21 protein-coding genes and 1 pseudogene are annotated in these 24,166 nt (G+C 41.4%); 11 read left to right on the top strand and 11 right to left on the bottom strand.

Features of this window, described 5'->3' with window-relative positions:
• Positions 1 to 84: 84 nt before the first annotated feature.
• The 8 genes and pseudogenes from IPM34_00800 to IPM34_00765 all read right to left on the bottom strand — a co-directional run bounded on the left by IPM34_00800 (position 85) and on the right by IPM34_00765 (position 9,504).
• Positions 85 to 939 carry an SRPBCC domain-containing protein gene (locus IPM34_00800; protein ID MBK8954081.1) on the bottom strand — a complete coding sequence of 285 codons (855 nt, stop codon included), beginning with the start codon at positions 937 to 939 and terminating at the stop codon, positions 85 to 87.
• 115 nt (positions 940 to 1,054) lie between these two features.
• Positions 1,055 to 2,038 (bottom strand): phytase, encoded by a 984-nt coding sequence (locus tag IPM34_00795; protein MBK8954080.1) that lies wholly within the window; start codon positions 2,036 to 2,038, stop codon positions 1,055 to 1,057.
• A 92-nt stretch (positions 2,039 to 2,130) separates the two neighbouring features.
• Entirely contained in the window at positions 2,131 to 4,992 is a 2,862-nt protein-coding gene (locus tag IPM34_00790) for a TonB-dependent receptor (protein MBK8954079.1), read from the bottom strand.
• A 271-nt stretch (positions 4,993 to 5,263) separates the two neighbouring features.
• A pseudogene (locus IPM34_00785) lies at positions 5,264 to 6,362 on the bottom strand (aminopeptidase).
• Positions 6,363 to 7,571 carry a GTPase HflX gene (gene hflX / locus IPM34_00780; protein ID MBK8954078.1) on the bottom strand — a complete coding sequence of 403 codons (1,209 nt, stop codon included), beginning with the start codon at positions 7,569 to 7,571 and terminating at the stop codon, positions 6,363 to 6,365.
• Between the two features lie 13 nt (positions 7,572 to 7,584).
• Positions 7,585 to 7,950 (bottom strand): rhodanese-like domain-containing protein, encoded by a 366-nt coding sequence (locus IPM34_00775; GenBank protein ID MBK8954077.1) that lies wholly within the window; start codon positions 7,948 to 7,950, stop codon positions 7,585 to 7,587.
• 68 nt (positions 7,951 to 8,018) lie between these two features.
• Entirely contained in the window at positions 8,019 to 8,831 is an 813-nt protein-coding gene (locus tag IPM34_00770) for a sulfite exporter TauE/SafE family protein (GenBank protein ID MBK8954076.1), read from the bottom strand.
• Positions 8,832 to 9,018: 187 nt separating this feature from the next.
• Complete coding sequence (locus IPM34_00765) at positions 9,019 to 9,504, bottom strand: Rrf2 family transcriptional regulator (protein ID MBK8954075.1); 486 nt, start codon at positions 9,502 to 9,504, stop codon at positions 9,019 to 9,021.
• A 119-nt stretch (positions 9,505 to 9,623) separates the two neighbouring features.
• Between IPM34_00765 and IPM34_00760 the strand changes: the two genes are divergently transcribed.
• The 7 genes from IPM34_00760 (at position 9,624) to IPM34_00730 (ending at position 16,689) form a co-directional block, all read left to right on the top strand.
• Positions 9,624 to 10,094, top strand: a complete 471-nt coding sequence (locus IPM34_00760) for a cytochrome c (GenBank protein ID MBK8954074.1) — start codon at positions 9,624 to 9,626, stop codon at positions 10,092 to 10,094.
• 60 nt (positions 10,095 to 10,154) lie between these two features.
• Entirely contained in the window at positions 10,155 to 12,119 is a 1,965-nt protein-coding gene (gene nosZ / locus IPM34_00755; protein MBK8954073.1) for a Sec-dependent nitrous-oxide reductase, read from the top strand.
• A gap of 41 nt (positions 12,120 to 12,160) precedes the next feature.
• A complete protein-coding gene (locus tag IPM34_00750) occupies positions 12,161 to 12,724 on the top strand; it encodes a fasciclin domain-containing protein (GenBank protein MBK8954072.1) in 564 nt (187 codons plus the stop codon).
• Between the two features lie 192 nt (positions 12,725 to 12,916).
• Entirely contained in the window at positions 12,917 to 13,945 is a 1,029-nt protein-coding gene (locus IPM34_00745) for a nitrous oxide reductase accessory protein NosL (GenBank protein ID MBK8954071.1), read from the top strand.
• Positions 13,946 to 13,984: 39 nt separating this feature from the next.
• A complete protein-coding gene (nosD, locus tag IPM34_00740; GenBank protein MBK8954070.1) occupies positions 13,985 to 15,205 on the top strand; it encodes a nitrous oxide reductase family maturation protein NosD in 1,221 nt (406 codons plus the stop codon).
• Positions 15,202 to 15,912: an ABC transporter ATP-binding protein gene (locus IPM34_00735; protein MBK8954069.1), complete on the top strand. Its 711-nt coding sequence runs from the start codon at positions 15,202 to 15,204 to the stop codon at positions 15,910 to 15,912. The genes nosD and IPM34_00735 overlap by 4 nt, the downstream gene beginning before the upstream one ends.
• Positions 15,913 to 15,921: 9 nt before the next feature.
• Positions 15,922 to 16,689: an ABC transporter permease subunit gene (locus IPM34_00730; protein ID MBK8954068.1), complete on the top strand. Its 768-nt coding sequence runs from the start codon at positions 15,922 to 15,924 to the stop codon at positions 16,687 to 16,689.
• 69 nt (positions 16,690 to 16,758) lie between these two features.
• Here IPM34_00730 and IPM34_00725 read toward each other — a convergent pair whose 3' ends face one another.
• From IPM34_00725 to IPM34_00715, 3 genes are all read right to left on the bottom strand, one after another.
• Complete coding sequence (locus tag IPM34_00725) at positions 16,759 to 17,064, bottom strand: T9SS type A sorting domain-containing protein (protein ID MBK8954067.1); 306 nt, start codon at positions 17,062 to 17,064, stop codon at positions 16,759 to 16,761.
• Between the two features lie 326 nt (positions 17,065 to 17,390).
• Positions 17,391 to 18,722 (bottom strand): hydroxymethylglutaryl-CoA reductase, encoded by a 1,332-nt coding sequence (locus IPM34_00720; protein ID MBK8954066.1) that lies wholly within the window; start codon positions 18,720 to 18,722, stop codon positions 17,391 to 17,393.
• A 22-nt stretch (positions 18,723 to 18,744) separates the two neighbouring features.
• The gene (locus IPM34_00715; protein ID MBK8954065.1) at positions 18,745 to 19,749 is read right to left on the bottom strand and encodes a type 2 isopentenyl-diphosphate Delta-isomerase; all 1,005 of its coding nucleotides are present in this window, start codon (positions 19,747 to 19,749) and stop codon (positions 18,745 to 18,747) included.
• 297 nt (positions 19,750 to 20,046) lie between these two features.
• On the opposite strand from IPM34_00715, the gene IPM34_00710 reads away from it, so the two are divergent.
• From IPM34_00710 to IPM34_00695, 4 genes are read left to right on the top strand one after another with little or no spacing between them, the layout of a single operon-like run.
• Positions 20,047 to 21,765, top strand: coding sequence for a S8 family serine peptidase (locus tag IPM34_00710; protein MBK8954064.1), 1,719 nt, complete (start codon positions 20,047 to 20,049; stop codon positions 21,763 to 21,765).
• 5 nt (positions 21,766 to 21,770) lie between these two features.
• Positions 21,771 to 22,820: a rhodanese-related sulfurtransferase gene (locus IPM34_00705; protein ID MBK8954063.1), complete on the top strand. Its 1,050-nt coding sequence runs from the start codon at positions 21,771 to 21,773 to the stop codon at positions 22,818 to 22,820.
• Positions 22,820 to 23,392: a redoxin domain-containing protein gene (locus IPM34_00700; protein MBK8954062.1), complete on the top strand. Its 573-nt coding sequence runs from the start codon at positions 22,820 to 22,822 to the stop codon at positions 23,390 to 23,392. Before IPM34_00705 ends, IPM34_00700 begins: the two co-directional genes overlap by 1 nt.
• Before the next feature lie 36 nt (positions 23,393 to 23,428).
• Positions 23,429 to 24,166, top strand: a complete 738-nt coding sequence (locus IPM34_00695) for a geranylgeranylglyceryl/heptaprenylglyceryl phosphate synthase (GenBank protein MBK8954061.1) — start codon at positions 23,429 to 23,431, stop codon at positions 24,164 to 24,166.

The following is a 24,166-nucleotide window of genomic DNA, read 5'->3' as shown; positions in this document are numbered from 1 at the left end:
AGTGGAAAAAAATGGGTTTCATTATTTCATATCAGCTTTCAACTTTTGGCTTTTGCCTTAAGCCTTAATCCTTCGGCCTTTCGCCTAATCTTCACAAATCTCCTTGAGCAACTCCAACGCTTTAGGCCAGGTTTCCTTAAAGTAATCTTCGAAAGCCTGATTGGTATCCATTTCTACTTTCAGCAGCATTCCCTTTTCCGTTTTTGAAAAATAGTAACATTCCATGCAACCGGCCCATGCATCTACTTCCGGACCATCGGTAATTTCCGATCCATTCTGGAGCACACCCAAATGTTGAATGCAAACACATTCATTGGGGATGTTGGATTGAATCCGGCTTACCATTCCGCCTTCGTTGCCGTGCTCGTCGGTCCCGACGAAAAGAATTTTAGAACCGGTTTCCCAGGTTCCTTTATAATAGGAACCCGGATTAAAAGCAGCCGTCCATTGTTGGTAAGTTGCTGGTGCTAACATACGTTCGTAAACGATCTCCACGGGAGCATGAATTTCATATTCAAAGCGAATTTTATGCAGATTAAGACTTTCTGAATATTTTTTGAAACGATCGAGAATGGCCTGCCAGCCGGACCGCTGCATTTCATGTGAATGCATATTTTCGGGATCAAAGGATTCGATGACTTCTGTATCACCGTTTAAATCATTAAATTCTATGCGGGCTTTCCTGCCATCGTCCATGGTGTATTCGATGAGTTGATTTTCGATCACCCGGGTATATTGTCCGGTAAAATCAAACTCCATGGATCCATCGCGGGCTGCCATGCGGAAGAGAAATCTGCCGCCATCCCGAAGGTCGTTTTCTGCATGTGGGCAATGCCAGTCGTCGGAAGCGGCATTCCATTGCTGGATGTGGAAAGGGGTGGTCCAGATTTTCCAGGCCCTTTGTATAAAAGTGTTTACTGTGGTTGATACGGTGATCATAATAAGGCTTTTTTGTGTGGGATAAATGTAATAAATTTAGTGAGAATTATTCACTAAAAATAACCGGCGCCCCGATTCAAACAAACTAACGAATGTTAGGTGTTTCGATATGAGCTTAATGCTTTAAACCCGCAAGATGAAGCAGTTTGTTGAGCGAATAGAAATGAAAAGTTTTATCGGTACTCATGGCAACGAACAAACCTCCTTCATAACCAGGTAATCCGTAAGACCAGGTATCACTCCCGTCGCTATCCCTGGCGCTGACCCTGACTTCAGCGAGTTTGGTGTGATCGTGAGGATTCAGAGGCGAGCCTTCTCTTGGATAGAAAATAAAGCTGTTGGCAGCTTGATTTGAAACGAGCAGATAACCTTTTCCGGAGGCTGTTTTTGCAATGCTGATCCCTTCATTATCGATTTTGTATTGGCCCTGTCCGAAAAAAGCAAGTTCCTGATTTCCCTTGGAAGGATCAGCGAAATATTTACGGACTCCGGCGCGTTCATCACTGTAATAAATGTAACCTAGTTCGTTGTCCACACAAATGGATTCGATTTCTTTTTTACCCGAAAATTTTCCAAATCTCCTGACTTCAACAGCTTCCAGCCGACCTGAAGCGTCTTGTCTCAACAGGTATTGCGACAAATAATTTTCTGAAGGCCCCTGTTTCCGGCTAACGATGGCGTATACTTGATGATCAGCTGATTTATAAAGAGCAATACCCATCGGTAGGCTATCTCCGGGCTGTGCCATAATTTTTACTCCACCTCCATCAATGGATTCCATTTCAGGCAAAGAGAAAATTCTAAGACTATTGCGATCTCTTTCCGTTGCAACAACAATATCAATGGTGTCTTTCCCCCATATAAAGCCGTAAGCCACATCCACGTTGTTAACCCTTTTCATGCCGAGTTTTGTTCGATTTCGGTCAATTTTTCCCTGCAAGTTGAAAACATACAGGCCTCCGTTATCGAGGTGTTTATCGGTACCTATGACCAGGGAATTTGCTGGATGATTAGGATCTACCCATATGGCTGGATCATCCGAATCATCGAGTACTTTTTCCGAAATGACTTCAGCTTGCAGAATCTGATCCCTGTTCAAAGCAGTTTTTCTGGTACAGGATCCCAAAAACAGAAGAAGCCCCAAAAGGGAAAATAACCTCAACGGAATTAACATTCGTTCGTACTCATTCATTATCGGGTCAAATCCCACTTTACACCCAGGTTAAATTTAGATCCATAATATTCAATTTGCGAAGTTCTGTCTTCAATGCCTTGATAGTAGCGGAGCGGTTGATTGGTCAGATTGTTAGCTTCTGCAAAAATGCGCAAATTTGAATTCACTGCAAAACTGGCATTGGCATCCAGGAAAAATTGCTTGTCGTAATAGCGGTCGTAGAATGCATCTTCTGAGTAGCCGGCATCTTCACTATCATCCACATAGGCTGCCGTGTAATTTCCACTCAAATTAACCACCCATTTTTTATTTTCAAAGGTAAGCGAGGCGTTAAACATATGTGGAGCGGTTCCAGGCAATGTAACATCTTCGCGGATCAGCGCACCGGAATTATCGTATATTCCATCTGCATTGGAATGCGTATGGGTATAGTTGGTGTTTAAACTCAAATTACCCAGAAATCCAGGTAGAAAGTCCAGTTTTCTTTGAAGGGCAATTTCAAAACCAAGAACATTTACATCACTTCCATTGCGACGTTGAGTATACTGCCATTCATCGCCTGCCTGAATGGGGTTGTTAATTCCCGGGAAGTCACTTGCAAATTTCTCTGCGGTGTAGTTTTCATCCCGGTAGGTATAAAAGAAGTTGTTTAATGATTTGTAAAACACCCCTGCAGAGATAATACCAATGGATTTGAAATAGTATTCACCCATGAGGTCTGCGTTGGTACTGCGTATTGGTTCCAATTTTGGGTTTCCACTTTGCAATTCCATATCGTCAGCAAGTACGTTGAAGTAGGGTACGAGATCATAGTATTTAGGCCTTGCAATACCCCGGGTCAGGGCAGCTCTTAAGATAAAATTCTTGTTCCATTCGTAACGCAGGTTAATACTTGGCAATACATCGGTATAGTCGTTTTCGAATTGGGCAGTTCCCTGAAGATCTTCTTCATCGTAGACGATATTTCCTGTATAATCCAGTTGGGTTTGTTCGGCACGTACACCAATGATCATATTCAGACGATCAGATAGTGCTTGATTCCACTGCACAAATCCTGCGAGAATGTCTTCCTTCGCGGTGTAATTTCCAGCCAGGTATTCAGCGGGTTCATCAGATTCTTCAAATGATGTATCGGATTTGAAGTTCAGCTGACCGAGAAATGCCGGATCAATAAAATCACCGATTACAAATTTAGAGCCTGGATAAAAATTATCCACGGATTGGTCTTTCAAACCGAGCAAAGTGATGTTCGAAAAATTGTCTTCGTAGGAATTTATCGGTTCATAAGAATAAAAGCGGTTGTTCCTTTCTTTGGTTTTTGTTTTTATGCGTGCACCTACTTTAATGCTTCCTTTTAATTCGTCACTGAGCGAAAGGGGCCATTCGAAGGAAAGTTTTCCATTGGCATCTTCTTCAAACTGGTCCTGGAATTCTTCAGTCAATTCACTTAGTCTTGTGTAATTTACCAGCTCTGTCTGATCAGACAACAATGGGAGTTTTGGATCACTGATGTCCTGACTGATTTCAATGCTTCTGCGACCCATAGCGATATAGCGTTCGTGAGGTCTGACTTCTGATGCACGTGCATATTGTGCACTCCAGTTTACTTTCAGATTTCCAAACAAATGTTCTCCTTTGAGTGCAGCGGTTTTTACACGCTGATCTTCCAATCGGCGATTTTCATTTTTATCGTCATCAATGCCACCTTTGGTTTGACGAAGCACTTCCCCGTTTTGATATCCAGTGATATTTCCGTTGGCATCGTAGATCAAATCTGCATCATCTCCCCTCAGGCGATGTCTGAGCCTAAATCTGTTTTCGAGATCATCACGCCAATTGTAGGAAGCGTCTAATAATAATTGGTGGGATGGATTGATTTCGTAATTGAGGGATAGACCTGCAGATCTTCTGGTTCTTTTAACATCGTATTTTCTGACATCGTGATCGGCTATGTAGACTTTCCCGTTGGCATCTTGTTCCCAGATAGCTTCCACATTATCTGAGCCGTAATCATTTTGGTGAAGGGATCCATTGACCAGGATTCCCAATTTATCATTGGCAATACGTGTGCCCAGCAATACATGTGCGGTTCCAATAAAACCTTCCCGAATATTGTTATAACCTCCGGCCAGTGTCGCAGAAAGACGAAGATCTTGAGGAGTGCTTCTTGTAATCAGGTTTACAGAACCTCCGATGGCATCGCCATCCATTTCAGGAGTTAAGGTTTTTCGAACGTCTACGGATTGAATGGCATCAGCAGGGATGAGGTCCATCTGAACCCTGCGGTTATCACCTTCAGCAGAGGGAATTCGTTCGCCGTTGAGGTTCACCGCGTTGAGTTCCGGACCCATACCGCGGATGATGATGTTGCGGGCCTCACCCTGGTCGTTTTGCATTGTAACTCCGGGTACCCGTTTGATGGCATCCCCGATATTGGCATCAGGAAAGCGACCTATTTGATCAGAAGTGATGACATTGGATACATAAGCATTGGTTTTTTGCTGATTCAATGCTTTGGCCTGACCTTTAAGACGATCTCCCAAAACGACCACTTCACTCATTTCCGCACTTGAAAAATTTAGGGTTTCAACGAGACTCAGACCGGGAGATTGTATCGAAATGTTTTTTTCAACGGGAGCATAACCTATATATCTTATACTTAAAGAATAATCTCCGGCCTGGATTCCCGTCAGCGTCAATTCTCCGTTCGCATCGGTAGCACCAGTAAATCTGCCGGGTTCCAAGCGGACCAAAGCTCCAGGAAAACTAAGTTTTTCTTCGTCGAGGACTTTAATTTTAAAATATACTTGCTGACCGCATAAGAATGCTATAGATGAAAAGCAAGTAATAAATAAGGAAATGAAATTTTTGTGTGACATGCAAGTTAAGTTAAGTTGGGGCAAATGTATATGGATGTTTTGCGGTTTATTTCGCAAAATGGATTAATTCATTGTTAACTGATCGTATACTGAAAGTAAATAAATTGTTTGAATAGCCCGATACGAACGTATGTTAGTATGATAAGAATGAGCAAAAATCTTATATAAAGTGAGAAACCGAATTTAAGAGAGCGATTTTATCCGGAAAGAAATTCAAGAAAACTCAATCCATATATTGAGCTTCATGGCTATTAAAGTCATACAGAAAAACCTAAACAATTAGAAACACCCCATCCCTGTATATCACCACCCCGTCCGCTACAATCTCTCCCCCATTCTTCATATCGGTGATCATATCCCAGTGAATGGATGATTGGTTTTGCCTCCGGTCTGGAGATAGGATTGTCCGATGGCCATGTGGATGGTGCCACCGATTTTTTCGTCGAATAAAATGTTTTTCGTGGGGCGTTGAATGTTTTGATTGCAACCGATAGCGACTTCTCCAAAATAACGGCTGCCGTCCAATTGAAAAATGCGGTCGAGTAGGTCCTGACCTTTTTTTGCAGACCAGTGGATGACTTCACCTTTTTTAACTAGCAATCGGATGCCCTCCACTTCCTGTTCTTGATAAATACTTGGGTAATTGAAATAGATCTCCCCGTTAACACTGTCTTCTACCGGACTTGTAAATACTTCGCCTGAAGGCATGTTGGCTTTTCCATCGGAATTGATCCAGGTACGGCCTTTCACGGAAAACGAAATTTCAAAATCCGGATGGCGATAAATGATTTGATCACAGGTATTGAGGTAATCGGCAATCTTTTGTTGAAATTGAGATAACTCTTTCCATTTGTCTGCCGGCACTTCATCGTTCAGAAAACAGGCCTGTTGAATAAATGCGGTATATTCATCGAGTGACATGCCAGCGTGATGAGCCCCATACGCCGTTGGAAACTGACATAAACTTCTCTTCAGACTGCCATTTCCCAGTCTTTGAAAATAAAGTTGTTCGTATGGTTGAAGGGCGGCGGACCGGCGTTTTCTATTTTCAGGAGTGATGTTGTTTTCTTGATGATTCTGATAAGGCGCTCTGATCGTAAGCAAAGCATCAAATTCTTCCATGGCTAAGCGATATCCGGGTGAAACATATTCCAGTGAAGATGCTTTACCTGATTGCATCAATATTTTTCCTGGTCTTCAAAGCTCAATTCACATTCCACCAGAGCACCGGCTTCCAAAGCCTTTAAATAAACTTGCTTTAGCAGCGGTTCCGCCAAAGTGGTAGTTCTTACGAACAGTCGTTCGCCTTCTTTCAGATATAAGGAATAATGAACCAGCAACCCGGCATATTTTTCTATCCAGGTATTCATTTACCAGGTTTTAGCTTTGTAAGGGTAACGGATCATGTATTGTCTGATGATTTCACTTTTCAGACGATCTCTCAGTAATTCAATATTTTCCTGCGATCGGGCAGAAATAAATAAAACAGGATAGGGATAATTGGCTTCCATTTGACGATGCAATTCCTGCTCGAGGTCATTTTTCACCTGAGGTTCCAGATATTTATCAAAGTACTGTTCCCGATACGCATCCATTTTATTGCAAATCAAAATAACGGGTTTATCGCCAGCGCCCAACTCCCGCAAGGTTTCTGTAACCGTTTGAATATGGTCCTTGTACTGAGGGTGTGAAATGTCTACCACATGCAAAAGGATATCAGATTCTCTGACTTCATCGAGTGTGGATTTAAAACTTTCGATGAGATGATGAGGCAATTTCCGGATAAACCCAACAGTATCCGATAATAAAAAAGGCATAGCATCCCAGACCACTTTTCTTACTGTGGTATCGAGTGTTGCAAACAGTTTGTTTTCTGCAAATACGGTGGATTTGCTCAAGAGATTCATCAAAGTAGATTTTCCTACATTGGTATAACCAACCAAAGCTACGCGGATCATTTCGTCGCGGTTCTTGCGTTGGGTGATGTTTTGCTGATCAATTTTTTCCAATCTCTTTTTGAGCAGGGAAATTTTTTCTTTAACGATCCGCCGGTCCGTTTCAATTTCCTGTTCGCCGGGTCCGCGCATTCCGATACCACCGCGTTGACGCTCGAGGTGCGACCACATGCCTCGAAGTTTAGGATAGATGTACTGCAATTGTGCCAACTCTACTTGTGTTTTGGCCTGTGCGGATTGAGCACGGCTTGCAAAGATGTCGAGGATGAGAAAACTGCGATCGATGATTTTTACTTTGAGTTCGGACTCCAGGTGGTTTTGTTGTTTTCCGCTGAGGTCGTCGTCAAAGATGACCATATCTGCAGGAAAGTGATCCATATAGGCAGCAATTTCTTTGATTTTGCCCGGACCTATAAACGAATGAGAGTTGATGGCCGGCAAACGTTGTGTAAATCTTTTAATGACCTGAGCGCCTGCTGTTTGGGCTAAAAACTCAAGTTCATCCAAATGTTCTCCGACAATCCGGTCGGATTGGTCTGGAAGAATCACACCAACCAATATGGCATTTTCAGCTTGTCCGGAGGGACTCTTGTATTCCCTGACATCAAATGAAGTTCTTGGCATAAATTGATTTGGATTACTTCAGGTCTTTGATCTGATCGTAACCGCCGGCGTTATAAACTTTTTTGAACCCATTTTTTCTCAGATATTCAACAGCCTGGCCACTTCTTCCGCCCGCTTCACAGTGCAGGTAATAGGTTTTATTTTTATCCCAGGTTGCAGATTTTTTTCTGAAATCATCACTCATCCAATCCGCATGAATCGCTTTGGGGTGATGGCCGTTGTTCCACTCATCAGGAGTACGCACATCCACAATTATACCGGGTTCTTTGTTCCATTGGGTCTTGATATCTTTTACAATTCCCTGAGCCGTAGAACTGCCCTGGCAAGCAAAGAAAGCAAGTATGAATAGGTAAAAGAAGCTTACATGAAGTATTCTCATCACAAATTTTTTGAAGGTAACGAAAATGATTTAATTAAAGTTCAATGATTATCGACAGAATTGTGCATTTAAGAGGAAAGATTTAATAAAAGTTCTTCGTACAGCATAAAGGTAGCCACAAAGATGAGGATAAATCCAAAGGCCCGTTTCAGTTTGGCTGAGGAAAATTTATCTGAAATTTTTACGCCGATCAGGCTCGCAAGAACCGTAATCATGGTAAAGCTCAGGAGGGTTTGCCAATCCAATTGAAAGAGCATTTCCGTTTTGGCCAGTAAGCCCATGGTCGTATTGAGAAAAATGATACAGAGAGAACTGCCAACAGCTATTTTAAACTCCAGATCCAGCAAGAGCACCAGGGCAGGAACGATGAGAAAACCTCCTCCGGCACCCAGCAATCCGGTCAGGGCCCCTACAAAAAGTCCGTGAAGAATAAAAGACAACTGTTGATTTTTTGGATTTTTCTCAATGCTTGCCGTCCTGGAATTTTTTTTCAGCATTTTATAGGCGACCACATACATCAGTAAAGCAAAGACTACCAACAAAGTTGAGGACTTGCTCATTTCGAAGCCATCGAAATCGATGAAAGGATCGGGAATGGCTGGCAAAACGATACTTCTGAAAAACCAAACAGATGCTAATGAAGGCAGACCAAACGAAAGGATGGCTTTGTAATGTACCTGTTTGTTTTTATAATATTGGATGGCCGTAGTCAGGCTCGTCAGACAAACCACAAAGAGCGAGCAGGTAATGGCATCAATGGCATTCACTTGTAAAATATAAACAAAAACAGGGATGGTGAGAATGGCACCGCCGGCACCGAGGATGCCCAGAGATAGTCCGATGAGGATGGCAGAGATGAACGCGAGGATCAGGGAGAGCATGGGGTAAAAGTAAGAATGAATAGTTATGATTTAACTCCTGGTCTAGAATTTTCTTGAAATTAAATGAATCGATTAAAAAGCTTAAGGGGTGATAAAAATTTCCAGATAAATTAGTATTTATCTTAAAACCAGAATTAGAAATACTCATCGAAACAACTTACAAATGTTAGTCCATTCAGACTCAAGTTTATAGTTTCAAATTTAAAGCTTTTAATTTTTCATTCCCGTGTCCATTTAATAAATCTTCTATTCTTGTTTTCATTAAAATATTCAGGAACTGATTTTTAAGGGGACTGATGTGATGATGAAACGGACAAGGCTTTTTCGAATTGCATTTCTCCCATTTCAAAACGCAATGGTCCAGAGGATCATTGGGATCTGTGAGGATGAGCAATTCCAACAGACTTGCATGTAAAGTATTTTTATTGCTTTTAAACCCGCCATGGGGTCCTTTCACAGAATCTATCCAGTTTGCGTCTGCCAGCTTCTTAAATATTTTAGCTAAAAAATGTTTTGGAGCATGCATTTTTTCTGAGATCACATCCAATTGAATATAATTTCCACGCGAAGCTTCGGTGGCGAGAAACAGCATTCCTCTTACTGCGTAACCAAACGATTTTGACGTGAGCATTGCATAATAACGTTTAAATCCGGTAACTGTTGATAATCTCAAAATTGATAAGAATCATTTCAAGAGATGATGAATGTCAATTTACAATGACCAGGGATACCCAATCTTTGACATGAATAAAAGACATGGATGTCTATAATTAATTTTTAAATCAAATCAATATGAAAAATCGCTTATTTGCCATTTTGGGCCTTCTGTGCTTAAGCCTTTTGCTTTTTCAGTGTAAAGGCGGGGTCAAAGAAGACCAGCCCACAGTAGATTTTCAGGATCTTCAAAAAAATCAGCCGGAAGTACACGGTACTGAAGTAAAAGCTGAAGAAATCACCCTGGCATCACCATTGGACGCCGAATGGGTTAAAAACGGAGAAAGTATTTACAACCTGAAGTGTCTGGCTTGCCACAAACTTACAGAAGAAAAACTTGTCGGACCAGGTTGGAAAGGCTTAACGAAAAAGAGGGAACCAGCCTGGATCATCAACATGATCACCAATGTGGACATGATGTTGGAATCAGATCCGGAAGCCCAGAAACTTTTAGAGCAGTGTTTGGTAAGGATGCCAAATCAGAATGTAAGTAAAGAAGAATCCCGGCAAATACTGGAATTCATGAGGAAGAATGATGGGGAGATGTAAGCGGAAGCTACAATCTATTTTTTTTACAATAATCTTATAACTATGTCAATCAAACTTAAAATGGGCATGGCACTTTCAGCCATGCTGGTGCTGGTTTTTATCTTTTCAAACGGCTGCAAGCCCAAAGGGGTTCAAACAGCGGTGGGTGGAAATTCAGCTGTAAAATCATATGTACCGCCGGGTAAATACGACGAATTCTACAATTTCGTATCCGGAGGCTTTAGCGGACAAATGTCTGTTTACGGATTACCATCAGGCAGATTGTTCAGAGTGATCCCGGTTTTTTCTGTGGATCCGGAAAAGGGTTACGGTTATTCTGAAGAAACCAAACCCATGTTGAACACTTCTCATGGTTTTGTACCCTGGGATGATTTGCACCACCCTGCATTATCGGTTACTGATGGTATTCACGATGGGAAATGGATATTTGGAAATGGCAATAATACACCGCGTATTGCGAGAATTGACCTCAAAACCTTCAAAACAGTAGAGATCATTGAAATTCCCAACAGCGGTGGTAATCACTCCTCTCCATTCATCACAGAAAATACGGAATACGTAGTAGCGGGTACGCGTTTCAGCATTCCTATGGGCGATAAAGTGGATGTTCCAATCAAGACCTATAAGGAAAATTTCCGCGGTACGGTGAGTTTCATTTCTGTGAACAAAGAAAGTGGCGATATGAATCTTGCTTTTCAAATATTACTGCCTGGAATCAACTTTGACCTGGCCAGGGCTGGTAAAGGAAAGTCTCATGGTTGGTTTTTCTTCAGCTGTTACAATGCTGAAAGAGCAAATACTTTATTAGAAGTTAACGCCAGTCAGATGGACAAAGACTTTATCATGGCTGTAAACTGGAAAAAAGCAGAAGAATATCTGAATGCAGGAAAAGGTGTGAAAAAAGCAGTGAAATATGCACATAACAAATACGATGATGCCACACACATGGCAACCTCCAAAATTGAGACGGAAGTAGTCGTATTGGATCCTAAGGATTGTCCGGATATGGTTTATTTCATGCCTTGTCCGAAATCACCACATGGTTGTGATACAGATCCAACTGGTGAATACATCGTAGGTAGTGGAAAATTGGCTGCATTGATTCCCGTTTTCTCTTTTACTAAAATTCAGGAAGCGATTGCTGCAAAAAATTTTGAAGGAGATTATGAAGGCATTCCGGTTTTGAAATACGATGCCGTATTGCATGGAGAAGTAAAAAAACCCGGATTAGGCCCCCTTCACACGGAGTTTGACGATAAAGGAAATGCATACACTTCATTTTTTGTTTCTTCTGAAATTGTAAAATGGAGAGTGAGCGACTTACAAGTGTTAGACCGTGTACCTACCTATTATTCTATTGGTCACTTATGCGTTCCCGGAGGACCTACTAAAAAGCCATGGGGTAAATACGTGATTGCTTACAACAAGATTACCAAAGACCGGTATCTGCCAACCGGACCCGAATTGACGCAAAGCGCTCAATTGTATTCCATCGACGGAGAAAAAATGCAATTATTACTCGACTTCCCTACGATTGGCGAACCACACTATGGTGAAGCCATTCCTGCGGAGTTGCTCGCGAAAAATTCAACAAAAATTTACAAGCTGGAAGAAAATAAAAACCCACATGTTGCTTTGGGTGAAAAGGAATCTAAAGTAACGCGCAAGGGAAATGAAGTTCACGTGTATATGACTTCCATTCGTTCGCATTTTACACCGGATAACATTGAAGGGGTTAAAATAGGTGATGTCGTTTACTTCCATGTGACGAATCTCGAACAGGATTGGGATGTTCCTCACGGATTCGCTGTAAAAGGAGCAAACAATGCCGAATTATTGATCATGCCCGGAGAAACACAGACGCTGATGTGGAAACCTGACAGAGTAGGAGTATTCCCGATGTATTGTACGGATTTTTGTTCGGCATTGCACCAGGAAATGCAGGGATACGTCAGAGTGAGTCCTGCGGGTTCTAACGTTGCCCTTACATTTTCAACCGGTGAGCAAGCTGAACCAACCCAATAATCGTATTTGAATTAATGTTTTTTACATCAAAAAAATAAAATATGAAAAAGATCATTCAATTCGCCATGATGATAAGTAGTTTGTTACTTATTTCATGCCAGGGTGGAGAAAAAGCAACGGATGCCGGAGCTGCACCAGCACAAAATCAGGCTGCCGACCTTGGACAGGCAGGGGTGCAGGATGATGCTTCACAAAAAGATATTGTGAAAGTTGCTGTTGGTTCTGCAGATCACTCCACATTAGTAAAAGCACTTCAACAAGCCGAGTATGTCAATGACCTGGCCAATGCAGGACCATTTACAGTCTTTGCTCCGGCCAATGCGGCATTCGATAAACTACCTGCTGGTACTTTGGATAATCTTATGAAAGCTGATCAGAAAGATGCTTTACAGAACATCCTGGAATATCATGTTGCTATAGGAGTTTACAGGGAAAACATGTTTCGCGACGGACAGACCATCAACATGGCCAATACCAAGAATATTACGGTTCAGGTTAAAGACGGTAAGATCATGATCAACAATTCTGCGAATGTAGTTGCCGCTGTGCCTGCATCCAACGGGATTGTATATGTGGTAGACGCTGTTTTGCTGCCACCGGAATAAACTTCGATGAACTTGTTTTGATTGAGCAATAAGATCATTTGATTTGATTAGGGGCGAGACTTGATTTAAGTAACGCCCCATTTTATCAGATGTGAATTGACTCTTTATGATTAATAATGGAGTCTCTGGTCATTGAATTCGAATTGAGTTTGCAGAGATTTTTCCTTGTTTTTAAGCGATTAAAATTTTAATATGAGCCATACCATTATCAGCAACAGATCCAGGTGGATTGTATTCGCCATGTCGCTTTCTCTTTTGCTCACTTACTTTGTGCCCATTTGGAGAATCGATTTGTTTGCGCCACAATATCCGGAGGGCCTCACCATGAAAATCTGGCTAAAGTCATTGTCGGGAGATGTCGAGATCATCAATGGACTGAATCATTATATTGGGATGAGACATATATCTGTAGAAATGTTTCCTGAATTTGACGTATTGGTATACATCGTTGCATTTTACATTTTGCTTGGCTTACTGGTTGCCTATGCCGGAAGATTAAATATACTTTTCTGGTATCTGGTATTCACCGCTTTCGGAGGGGCATTCAGCATGTATGACTTTTATAGATGGGGCTACGAATATGGTCACAACCTCGATCCTACCGCCGCTATAAAAGTTCCCGGATTGTCTTATCAGCCTCCTGTGATCGGTCATAAAAGGTTATTAAATTTCGATGCTTATTCTCAACCCGATGTTGGTGGCTGGATCATTTTTATTGCTGCGGCAATTATGGCTTTCGTCTGGCTGTATGAGTGGAACAGGTTTCGCAAAAAGACAATTCCTTCACAAATGGCTGCAATCGTTTTGATGAGCAGTTTCAGTTTCTTTTCCTGTAAACCCGAGCCCGAAGCTTTTAATTACGGAACAGATATTTGCCATACTTGTAAAATGGGCATTGTAGACCGGAAATTCGGATCGGAAATTGTAACAGATAAGGGTAAGGTATATAAATTTGACGATCTCGGTTGTATGATCCGTTTGATGAAATCCGGAGCATTTGACCAGCAAAAACCCGCACTGGTACTGGTTATGGATTATGAAAAGGAAAATAATCTGCTCGAAGTGAACAGTTGTAAGTTTGTTTATGGGGAAGATATCAGAACACCTATGAATTTCAACACGGCAGCTTTTGGTACCATCCCAGGGGCCAATAATTTTGCCAAACAAGGCCAAAACAGGAATATTGTAGATTGGAATTATATTTACGCGAATATAGAATAGGAAAGGCTTTTGAATCTGAATTTAAAATTTCATAATTACTTGTTTCTTCTGTTGCTCTTAAGCGGAAATCTGCATGCAACTATAATTGAAGTAAGATCACAGACAGGACAAATTCGAACAATCAGGGAGGCTCTGTCTGTAGCTTCAGCCGGTGATACGGTCCTGGTATTTGAAGGAATTTACAGGGAAGGAAATATCATCATCGATAAATCCATTTCCTTGATGGGTATCGGGAAACCCGTGCTTGACGGAGAACAAAAAAATGAAATACTCACTATTAGTGGGAATTCCATTGCTGTCATAGGATTTAAATTTATGAACTGCCGTTATTCAACCATGTATGATTATGCGGCCATCAAATGTATTAATGCCAGAAAAATTCTTTTAGAAGATAACGAGATCCATCGGGCTTATTTTGCAATACATTTGTCGAACACAGAGGAAATCGTTGTTCGCAACAATCGGATCCGGGGGGAACTGAAGACAGAGCAAAATACAGGAAATGGAATCCACCTCTGGAAATGTAAAAACGCAACAATTGAAGGGAATACCATCAGCAATCACCGGGACGGCATTTATTTGGAGTTCGTAACGGAATCGATGATCATCTGCAATCTGAGTTGTGAGAATCTGCGATATGGCCTGCATTTTATGTTTTCACATCAAAACACATATGCTCATAACAGATTTAGTGAAAATGGTGCAGGTGTAGCTGTGATGTACTCGAAAGATGTAAGTATGTTATCCAATGAATTTGTCGATAACTGGGGCAGTGCTTCATATGGTATTTTATTGAAAGACATTTCCGACAGCGAGATCAACAATAATCTGTTTGAAGGAAATACAGTAGGTATTTTTATGGAAGGAACCAACAGAATGTACATCCAAAGGAATAAATTTAATAAAAATGGATGGGCCATGAAAGTTCAGGCCAGCTGCAATGAAAATACCATACAGCTGAATAATTTCAAGGGCAATAGTTTTGATATCGCCACCAATGGTTCTCTGGTATTGAATTCATTTAATGGAAATTACTGGGATAAATACGATGGTTATGATCGGACCCGCGACGGAATTGGAGATATTCCCTACAGACCGGTGAGTATGTATTCAGTCATTGTTGAGCAAAATCCATATACATTGATCTTATTGCGCAGCATATTAATTTCGTTTTTAGAAAAAGCAGAAAAGGCGATTCCCAGTTTGACTCCGGAATTATTGATCGATCACAAGCCATTGATGAAACCATTGCATTTATGATTGAGATCCGGCAACTCTGTAAGCAGTTTAAGAAGCTGAAGGCTTTGGACGAAATCAGCGTAGATTTTCAATCCCAGGAAGTTACTTCATTAATTGGTCCGAACGGATCGGGTAAAACCACATTGATCAAATGTATACTCGGTTTGGTCCGGCCCGATTCAGGGCATATATCGATTCAGGGGGAGTCTATCGGCGATCATTACAATTACCGGGCTCAGATCGGTTACATGCCGCAGATCGGGCGATACCCGGATCACATGAAAGTCGGACAATTGTTTGATTTACTCATCGAGTTGAGAAATTTGCCAAAGGACCAACAGGATGTTGAACTTATTGAAGCCTTTCAATTGAGGAGCATTTATCACAAAAGCATGCGAACGCTTTCCGGTGGAACACGCCAGAAAGTGAGTGCGGCAGTTGCTTTTTTATTTGATCCTCCTATTTATATTCTGGATGAACCCACTGCAGGATTGGATCCGCTGGCCTCAGAGATATTAAAAGAAAAAATTCACACAGCCAAAAATAAAAATAAATTGATTCTGATCACCTCGCATGTGTTGAGTGATTTCGATGAACTCACTACTCATGTATTGTATTTGCAGGATGGGAAAGTGCGGTACAATTCGAGCATGGATGAATTAAAAGAATTTACGGGCGAACAAAAGTTTGGTAAAGCAATTGCGAGTATCATGATGCAAAATCAGTAAGCGAAACTTATGTGGAAATTAAGTAAATACATCATATCAGACATCGTCCGAAACAAGGTCATATTGCTCTACGGTATTTTTCAATTCCTGGCGGGGATGTTGTTGTTTAATCTCGATGAAAATCCCGATAAAGCTCTGATGAGTTTGCTCAATATAGAATTGATCATTCTTCCACTGATCAGTATGATCTTTGCAACCATACACTATTACAATTCATATGAATTTATGGAAATGTTGCTTGCGCAACCTCTTGGACGAAAACAGTTGATTATTAGCGAGTATTTTGCAACTTCCTTATCGCTGATCATTGCATTTTTATTGGGCCTAGGAATTCCTGTCTTGTTGTATTATCCATCGTATTTGTCATTGATGTTTATGATCACGGGTTGCGGACTCACCATGGCTTGTACTTCCCTGGCATTTCTGACCGCTGTGTTGTCTCGCGACAAAGCGAGAGGGATAGGAGCCGTTCTGATGATCTGGTTTTACTTTGCTTTGGTTTACGACGGAATCGTGCTGATGATTTTGTTTAGCTTCAGCGATTATCCTCTTGAAAAAATAACCTTGTTATTGACGGCATTAAATCCCATCGACCTGGCCCGCGTATCCATGATGCTGCAAATGGATGTGAGCGCGTTGATGGGCTATACCGGGGCATTGTTTAAAGAGTTCTTCGGAAGCATATATGGTATTGCTTTTACCGGAGGGATCATGGTCTTGTGGATCGTATTAACTTTGGTTTTGGCCGTCAGGATTTTTGGCAAAAAGGATTTATAGCCTCAAATAAATGCATGTTTCACATTTATTTTGTCATTAATTTATACTAAAGATGTGTTGGAAATAACTTTACCTTGCCTTCATCCATGATCCTTGCGTTAGAATTTTACCTTCTCTCACAACTGAATAAAAATAATTTCCTTGAGGCAAATGGCTTAAATTGAAATCGTGCTTTCCCTCGGTCAATTCGCCCGAACGAAATACGGTATTTCCTGAAATATCTATGAGTTCAATTGAAGTATGAGGAGAATTGGAATTCAATTCTATGGATAATTGGCCTTCCGATAAGTTTGGAAAAACTGTAGCATGGAGTAGATTTTTTGCATTTGGGCCTTTTGTAATGGTTGGTAACTTACCTGTAGAGTCAATTTTCATTAAGTAGGCTGTATATTTTTCTTCGAAGGGGATTTTGCGAGAACCTTTAAGAGTTTAGGCATGTAGGCAATTAGGCATGCAGGCAATTAGGCTTTGAGGCATGTAGGCAATTAGGCCTATATCCCTGTAAGCCTATATCCCTATAAGCCTATATCCCTATAAGCCTATAAGCCTGTAAGCCTATAAGCCTGTAGGCCTATAAGCCTATAAGCCTACAAGCCTATAAGCCTGTAAGCCTATAAGCCTATAAGCCTATAAGCCTATAAGCCTATAAGCCTGTAAGCCTATAAGCCTGTAAGCCTATAAGCCTATAAGCCTATAAGCCTTTATCCCTTTATTTTCCTCAATTCCTCCAAATACTGCCTCACCGCATTAAAACTCACTTTATGCAGTCGAAAATGATCCTGGGCTTTTTGAATTTCCTGTTCTGTGGCCTGGAGTTGCAGGAGGATATTCTTTAAATGCATTTTCATGTGGCCGTATTGAATGCCCGTCGTAACTAACGATCGTAAGGCTGCAAAATTTTGTGCAAGCCCGGTTGCCGCAGCAACCATCATCAATTCTTTCGAATCCGGATTTTGCAACAACTCCAAAGATCTTCGGGCCATCGGATGAAGGGAAGTCAAACCCCCAACAGTTCCTAAGGCCAGAGGAATTTCGAGGCTGAAACGGAAAATACCATTCTTTAATTCGCAGGAACTCAGACTGGAATACTTCCCGTTTCTCGAAGCATAGGCATGTCCGCAAGCTTCGACAGCTCTGAAATCATTGGCCGTAGCCAACACCACCGCATCTATCCCATTGAAAATTCCTTTGTTGTGAGTCACGGCACGATACGTATCGCAAGTGGCGATTTCAACGGCCTGGTAAAATTTGGCAGCAAAATCAACAGGAGAAAGGTGGCCGCCAAAATCTCCTAAATCTTCAATGGGGCATTCGACCCAGGTTCTCACCAGACATTCTGGGGTATAATTGGAAAGGATCGACATGATGATTTCGACATCTCTTTCATCGTCTTTTAAAAGTGGAGATTGTGTAATGAATTTTTCAAGGGTAGCACTGAAACTTTCCAAACAGGAATTGATAAAGTTTGCTCCCATGGAGTCGCAAGTCTCAAATGATATGAGCAATTGAACATAATTCGGCAGGTTCTCAAATTGACGGATTTGCAAAGTACCCACACCGCCTCCGCGTTGTTGCATATTTTTTATAAGCTCTGAAGCCTCGTCCAGCATTTGCTTTTTTAATGCAGGTAAATGTTCATTCAGGAAATCAGCGTTTCCATTCCAGTTGAAATGGATTTGTCCGAGTTTTACAGTACCCAAAACTTTGGCATGAATACCTCCGCGCCCCATCCAGAATTTGGCACCTGCAGAAGCGGCAGCAACCACCGAACTTTCTTCAGTAACCATAGGTACGCAATACATTTTTCCATTGATCAGAAAATTGGGCGCTACACTATAAGGTAACATGTAATTGCTGATCGTGTTTTCGCTGAAGGCATCGAGAATTTTTTGCTGGTCTTCGTTCCGGTGCCAGTAACTCATGAGTTCATGCATGACATTCTCCGGATCTTTGAAAAAATTTTCAACAATCCATTTGATCTTGCCGCGTTTCGACAATTTTGAAAAACCGCTGATGGTTTTTGCTTTCAAAATTTTTTATTTAAAGAAATTTCAATCATATTACTTTGAGGAAGGCATGTGCCAACTGCAATCCCCGCAACTGATTTTTCACATACGATCTCAAACTTTCGTAATCCCCCAGAGCATGCGCTAAAAACCCGGAAGCCTGTCCATATATAGCCGGAATTTTACTTTTTTGAATCAGATAATAGCCGTCCAAAAAACTTTTTATTCCTCCTGAAATGATTAAAAATTGACATTGTACCTTGACCTCTTCTGAAATAGTATTACAATATTCGACCATTTGCAAAGCTGTATGCCCGATCATCGACAAGGGTAAAAGATCTTCTTTAAAGTTATGGTTCTGGCGTTGAATTTCCAATAAACTGAAATTGGTGCCGCCAAAAGCGCCAAATTCAATGGCCAGTAAGGGCATCTGCAAAAGAGCCTTCAAAGAGGCTGGTCCCATTCCTTGTCCGACTTCCTTTACAATGACCGGAAATTCAAAATGGTCTAAAATTTTTTGGATGGTTTCTACAGGCTTTACTTTGAAATGATCGCCTTCCGGTTGCATAAATTCCTGAAATGGATTTAAATGAATGATCAATCCATCGGCCTGTAATCTTTTAACCAGACCGGATATTTTTTCAGGTGTTCCTTTGGCCAGCCATTCTTCAAGTTGTGCGATCCCTAAATTTGCAAAAAGGGGCAAAGCGCTGCCTATGGTATCCCTCATGTCAAAGTCGGGAAGACAGCCAGGATCATCGACCAGTTTTCTGCACGAACCCAGCCCCAATCCCAGGCCAAACTCCCTGCAGGCGTGTGCTAAGTTTTCATTGATTTTCCGGGCCTTTTCCGTGCCTCCGGTCATGCTCGATACCCAGATCGGATACGACAGTGTTTTGTTGCCAAACTGAAAGGGAAGGACCTGTTCAAATGGCGGGTGCCCGCTTAAGGCCGGTTCGTAATAAAAGCGGTGGTCGAGCTGCCTGGCCTCTGTTTGCGACTCAAATGCAAGTTCGATGTGGTCTTTTTTGCGGTCTGTGGTTCCTTTTGGCATCTTTGATTTTCAATAATGGCAGCTATACAACAAAGTAAAGCACAAAAGGCTTATCAGGAGACAGAATTCTTAAGCATTTTTCGCATAAAACTCAGGAAAATGGAATCAATTTCGTCCCCCATTCGTTATAAAAGATGCACTATTATTTTGTAAAACGCTCTAAATTTGCAAAGCATTTAGGGAACACAGATCATGCCTTATTTTTTTATTGGATTTTGATTCTATGGACTGCATTTTCGCCACCTTCACCAAAACCGTATGAAAAAATTTATATATATAAACGTACTTAAAATCAGAATGAAGAACCATATGAAATATTGCACCATTTTATTTTCATTGATTTTAACAAATCTATCTGCGCAGTTGAGCCCCATGCTTTCTGAAAAAATGAATCAGGGAGAACAATGGCCGGTACTGATCTCTTTTAAACGCCAGGCAAATCTGGACGAATGGAAAGAAGAATGGACCAAAGAAATGAAAGGAAATTATGTTTATTCGAAGCTTAAACAAACTGCCGAATTCAGCCAGAAAAATACCATTGCTTATTTAACAAATCGCCATCTGAATTTTAGATCGTTTTATATCGCAAACCTCATTTCAGCTGAAATCGATCGCGAAGCTTTGAATTATTTGCAATCCTTGTCTGAGATCGACAAAATTAGTTACGATGCGCAACAAAGCTTTAGATACCCTACTGTCGACAACTCGATAAATTTAAAGCCAAGAGGCCCTGAAATAACCTGGGGTATCGAACAAATGAATGTTCCCGCGGTTTGGGATATGGGATTCAAAGGGCAGGGCGTCGTTGTAGCCGGAGAAGATACCGGTGTGAAATGGGATGTCAACGGACTTAAAGATAAATATCGCGGATTCGAAAACGGACAAACCGATCACAATTACAACTGGCACGATGCTATTCACACCATCAGCCCTTTGAGCGGCAGTCCCGATAATCCTTGCGGACTCAGTATCAAAGAACCCTGCGACGATCATTCACATGGAACGCATACCGTAGGCACCATGGTAGGAAATACAGACGATCAGCTTTTTGGCGTTGCTCCCGAATCCAAATGGATAGGATGCAGAAATATGGAAAGAGGAAATGGAGCACTTTCTACTTATATCGAATGTTTTGAATTCTTTTTGGCACCGCATGATCTGGATGGAAAAAATCACAATCCCCTGAAAGCTCCGCACGTCATCAACAACAGCTGGTACTGCAGTCTGGAAGAAGGTTGCGACTCTTCAACTTTTCCAATTATGGAACGCGTTGTTGAAAATTTGAAGAAAGCAGGCATAGTAGTAGTAGTGTCTGCTGGAAACGATGGGGCCAATTGCAGTACTTTGAATCATATTCCGGCCATATACGAAGAAAGTTTTACTGTAGGTTCAGTCAGACAAGATTTAAAGATCAGTGATTTCAGCAGCAACGGACCCGTCGTCAATTATAAAAATACCCGAGTCAAACCCAATGTCGTTGCACCGGGTTCAGATGTATTGTCTGTTTTACCCGATGGAAGTTTTGCTTCCTGGAACGGTACCAGCATGGCAGGCCCTCATGTCGCCGGATTGGTGGCCTTGATGATCAGCGCAAATCCTCTGTTGGCAGGACAGGTTAACCGGATCGAACAAATCATTGAAGAAACCGCTACCCGCCTCAGTGCTGATTTTGATTGCTGGCCTTCCACCGGATCCAGTGTGCCCAACAATACCTATGGATTTGGATTTGTAAATGCAAAGGCTGCAGTTGAAAAGGCATTACTCGTTGTAGATGTAAAAAATAATTTGAATAACGAAATAAGCTTGTACCCAAATCCGGCAAAGAATTTCGTGATCGTTACAATGGATGGTTATCCTGGAATTCAAGTTGCAATTCAAAATGTTTTCGGAGAAAAAATTATGCAATTTCAAAATTCCGGAATACAACATAAGATCCACACAGAAGGATGGCTGCCGGGATTGTATTTTCTGACTACCGACAATGGGAAAGCAATCCCCTTTGTTGTTTCTTATTAAATAATATGGCACTTCGACTTTACAATTTAGTCAACCGTGAGGAATTGCTCAGCAAGATGAGGGAAAGCAAGGAAGCGCGGACGACCATTTCTTTTTATAAATATCACCGGCTGCTCAATCCTGATTTTTTCAGAAACCATTTGTACGACCGATACGAACTGTTGGGAGTTTTAGGTCGCGTTTATATAGCTACAGAAGGCATCAATGCACAGATTTCTGTTCCCAATGCAAATCTGGATGCATTTAAGACGGTGATGAATGATATTGATTTTCTGAATGGGATCAGATTGAATTATGCCATTGAAGACAACGGAAAATCATTTTTTAAATTGATCATCAAGGTTCGGCGTAAAATTGTTGCTGATGGTATTGAAGATCCGGACTTTGACCCTTCCAATTGCGGCGTCCACCTCAATGCTCAAGAATTCAATGAAATCATTGCAAACAAGGACACGGTTTTAGTCGACATGCGAAATCATTACGAAAGCGAAGTCGGACATTTTGAAAATGCCATTTGCCCCGAAGTGGTAACATTCAGGGAATCGCTGCCTATAATTTCTGATATGCTCCGGGAACATAAAAATAAAAACCTGGTGATGTATTGTACAGGAGGAATCCGCTGTGAAAAAGCAAGCGCATATTTAAAATACAAGGGATATGAAAACGTATTCCAGTTGAATGGAGGCATCATTGAATATGCAAGGCAAGTAAAAAATCAGCAACTGGAAAATAAATTCAAAGGCAAGAATTTTGTTTTTGATGAAAGACTGGGAGAACGAATTTCCGATGAAATAATATCGAGATGCCACCAATGCGGAAGCCTCTGCGATGTACATGTCAATTGCAAAAATGATCAGTGTCATATTTTGTTTATACAATGTCCTGCCTGTGCTGAGAAATACGAACACTGTTGCTCGAGGCGATGTGCTGATTTTGAAAAGCTGGATTCTGAAGAAAAGCAGCAGGTACGCGGACAGCTTGAATTTAATGGCAGCAAGTTTTCCAAAGGACGTTACAAAGCCCTTGGCAAAGACGAGGCTCTGGTTTTACACTGATGAAATTTTCCTTATACTTTTATTTTGTAACATTCTCAATTTTTGCATGTAAGCAAAGCGTACCAAAAGTTGGAGAGGCTCCTCCGGAATTTTCAAAAATGACCTGGTTGCAATCACAGGATCTCCAATGGAAAGATTTAAAAAACAATGTAGTACTTCTCCGGTGGTGGACCGATGGTTGTATATTTTGTGTGCAATCTGCAGATGCTTTGAACGGATGGCATCGGCAATACCGGGATTCTGGGCTGGTGGTGATCGGACTCTACCATCCAAAACCTGAACCGCGTCAATGTGATCCCGAAGAAATACGGGAATATGTTGCAGAAAAACATTTTCAATTTCCGGTTGCAATTGACCAGGATTGGACCCATTTAAAAAAATACTGGCTCAACAATGGACCACGTGAATTTACTTCCGTGAGTTTTCTGATTGGAAGAAATGGAAAGATCAGATATATCCATCCCGGTGGAGAATACCATAAGGAACTCGATTCAGGCCACGAAAAATGCGTTTCCGATTACTATGAATTTGAAGGCCATATCCTCAGCGCACTCAGGGAAAGTTTTGATTAGCTTTGCAACATCATGCCGGGTATATATTCACAGATATTGCATAAAAAACGCGAAGGAAAGAAAAGCCTGGCGATACTTATTGATCCGGACAGAAATAAGTTGAAAAACCTGGATCAAATCATTGATCTTTCAAATCAACATGCAGTCGATTATTTTTTTATCGGTGGCAGTTTATTAGCAGAAGACCGATTTGAATTTTGTATAGAAAAAATTAAATCTGGTTCTGAAATTCCACTTGTCTTATTTCCGGGCAACCAATTCCAGATCCATTTTGCAGCTGATGCACTTTTATTTTTATCTCTGGTTTCAAGCCGCAATGCTGAATATCTGATTGGCAAGCAGGTTGAGGCAGCAATGAAAATTTCTGAATCCAATATAGAAGTCATTGCAACAGCTTACCTGTTGATTGATGGAGGACAGTCGAATACAGCATCCTATTTAAGTCAATCCTTACCCATACCCCATGATAAAGTTGAAGTTGCTGTAGCCACAGCAGTGGCTTCAAAGCTGCTAAATTTTCAATGTATTTATTTGGAAGCTGGCAGTGGTGCAGTAAATCCGGTCGCGCCGGAAATGATCAGGGCAGTTTCTAAAAGAGGGGATCTTCCATTGATCGTGGGTGGGGGGCTGCGTTCTGCCGAACAATTAGCTACAGCTTTTCACGCCGGAGCCGACCTGGTCGTAATAGGAAATGCGGTGGAATCCGCTCCCGGATTGATCAGCTCTTTGGCCGAACTTAAACAGACGTTTCATGATAAAAAATCAAAGGCCTGA

This window comes from Saprospiraceae bacterium (assembly GCA_016716185.1).
Taxonomy (GTDB): Bacteria; Bacteroidota; Bacteroidia; order Chitinophagales; family Saprospiraceae; genus Vicinibacter.
The sequence above is the reverse complement of the archived record's forward strand: the minus strand, read 5'-3'. Positions and strand labels throughout refer to the sequence as shown.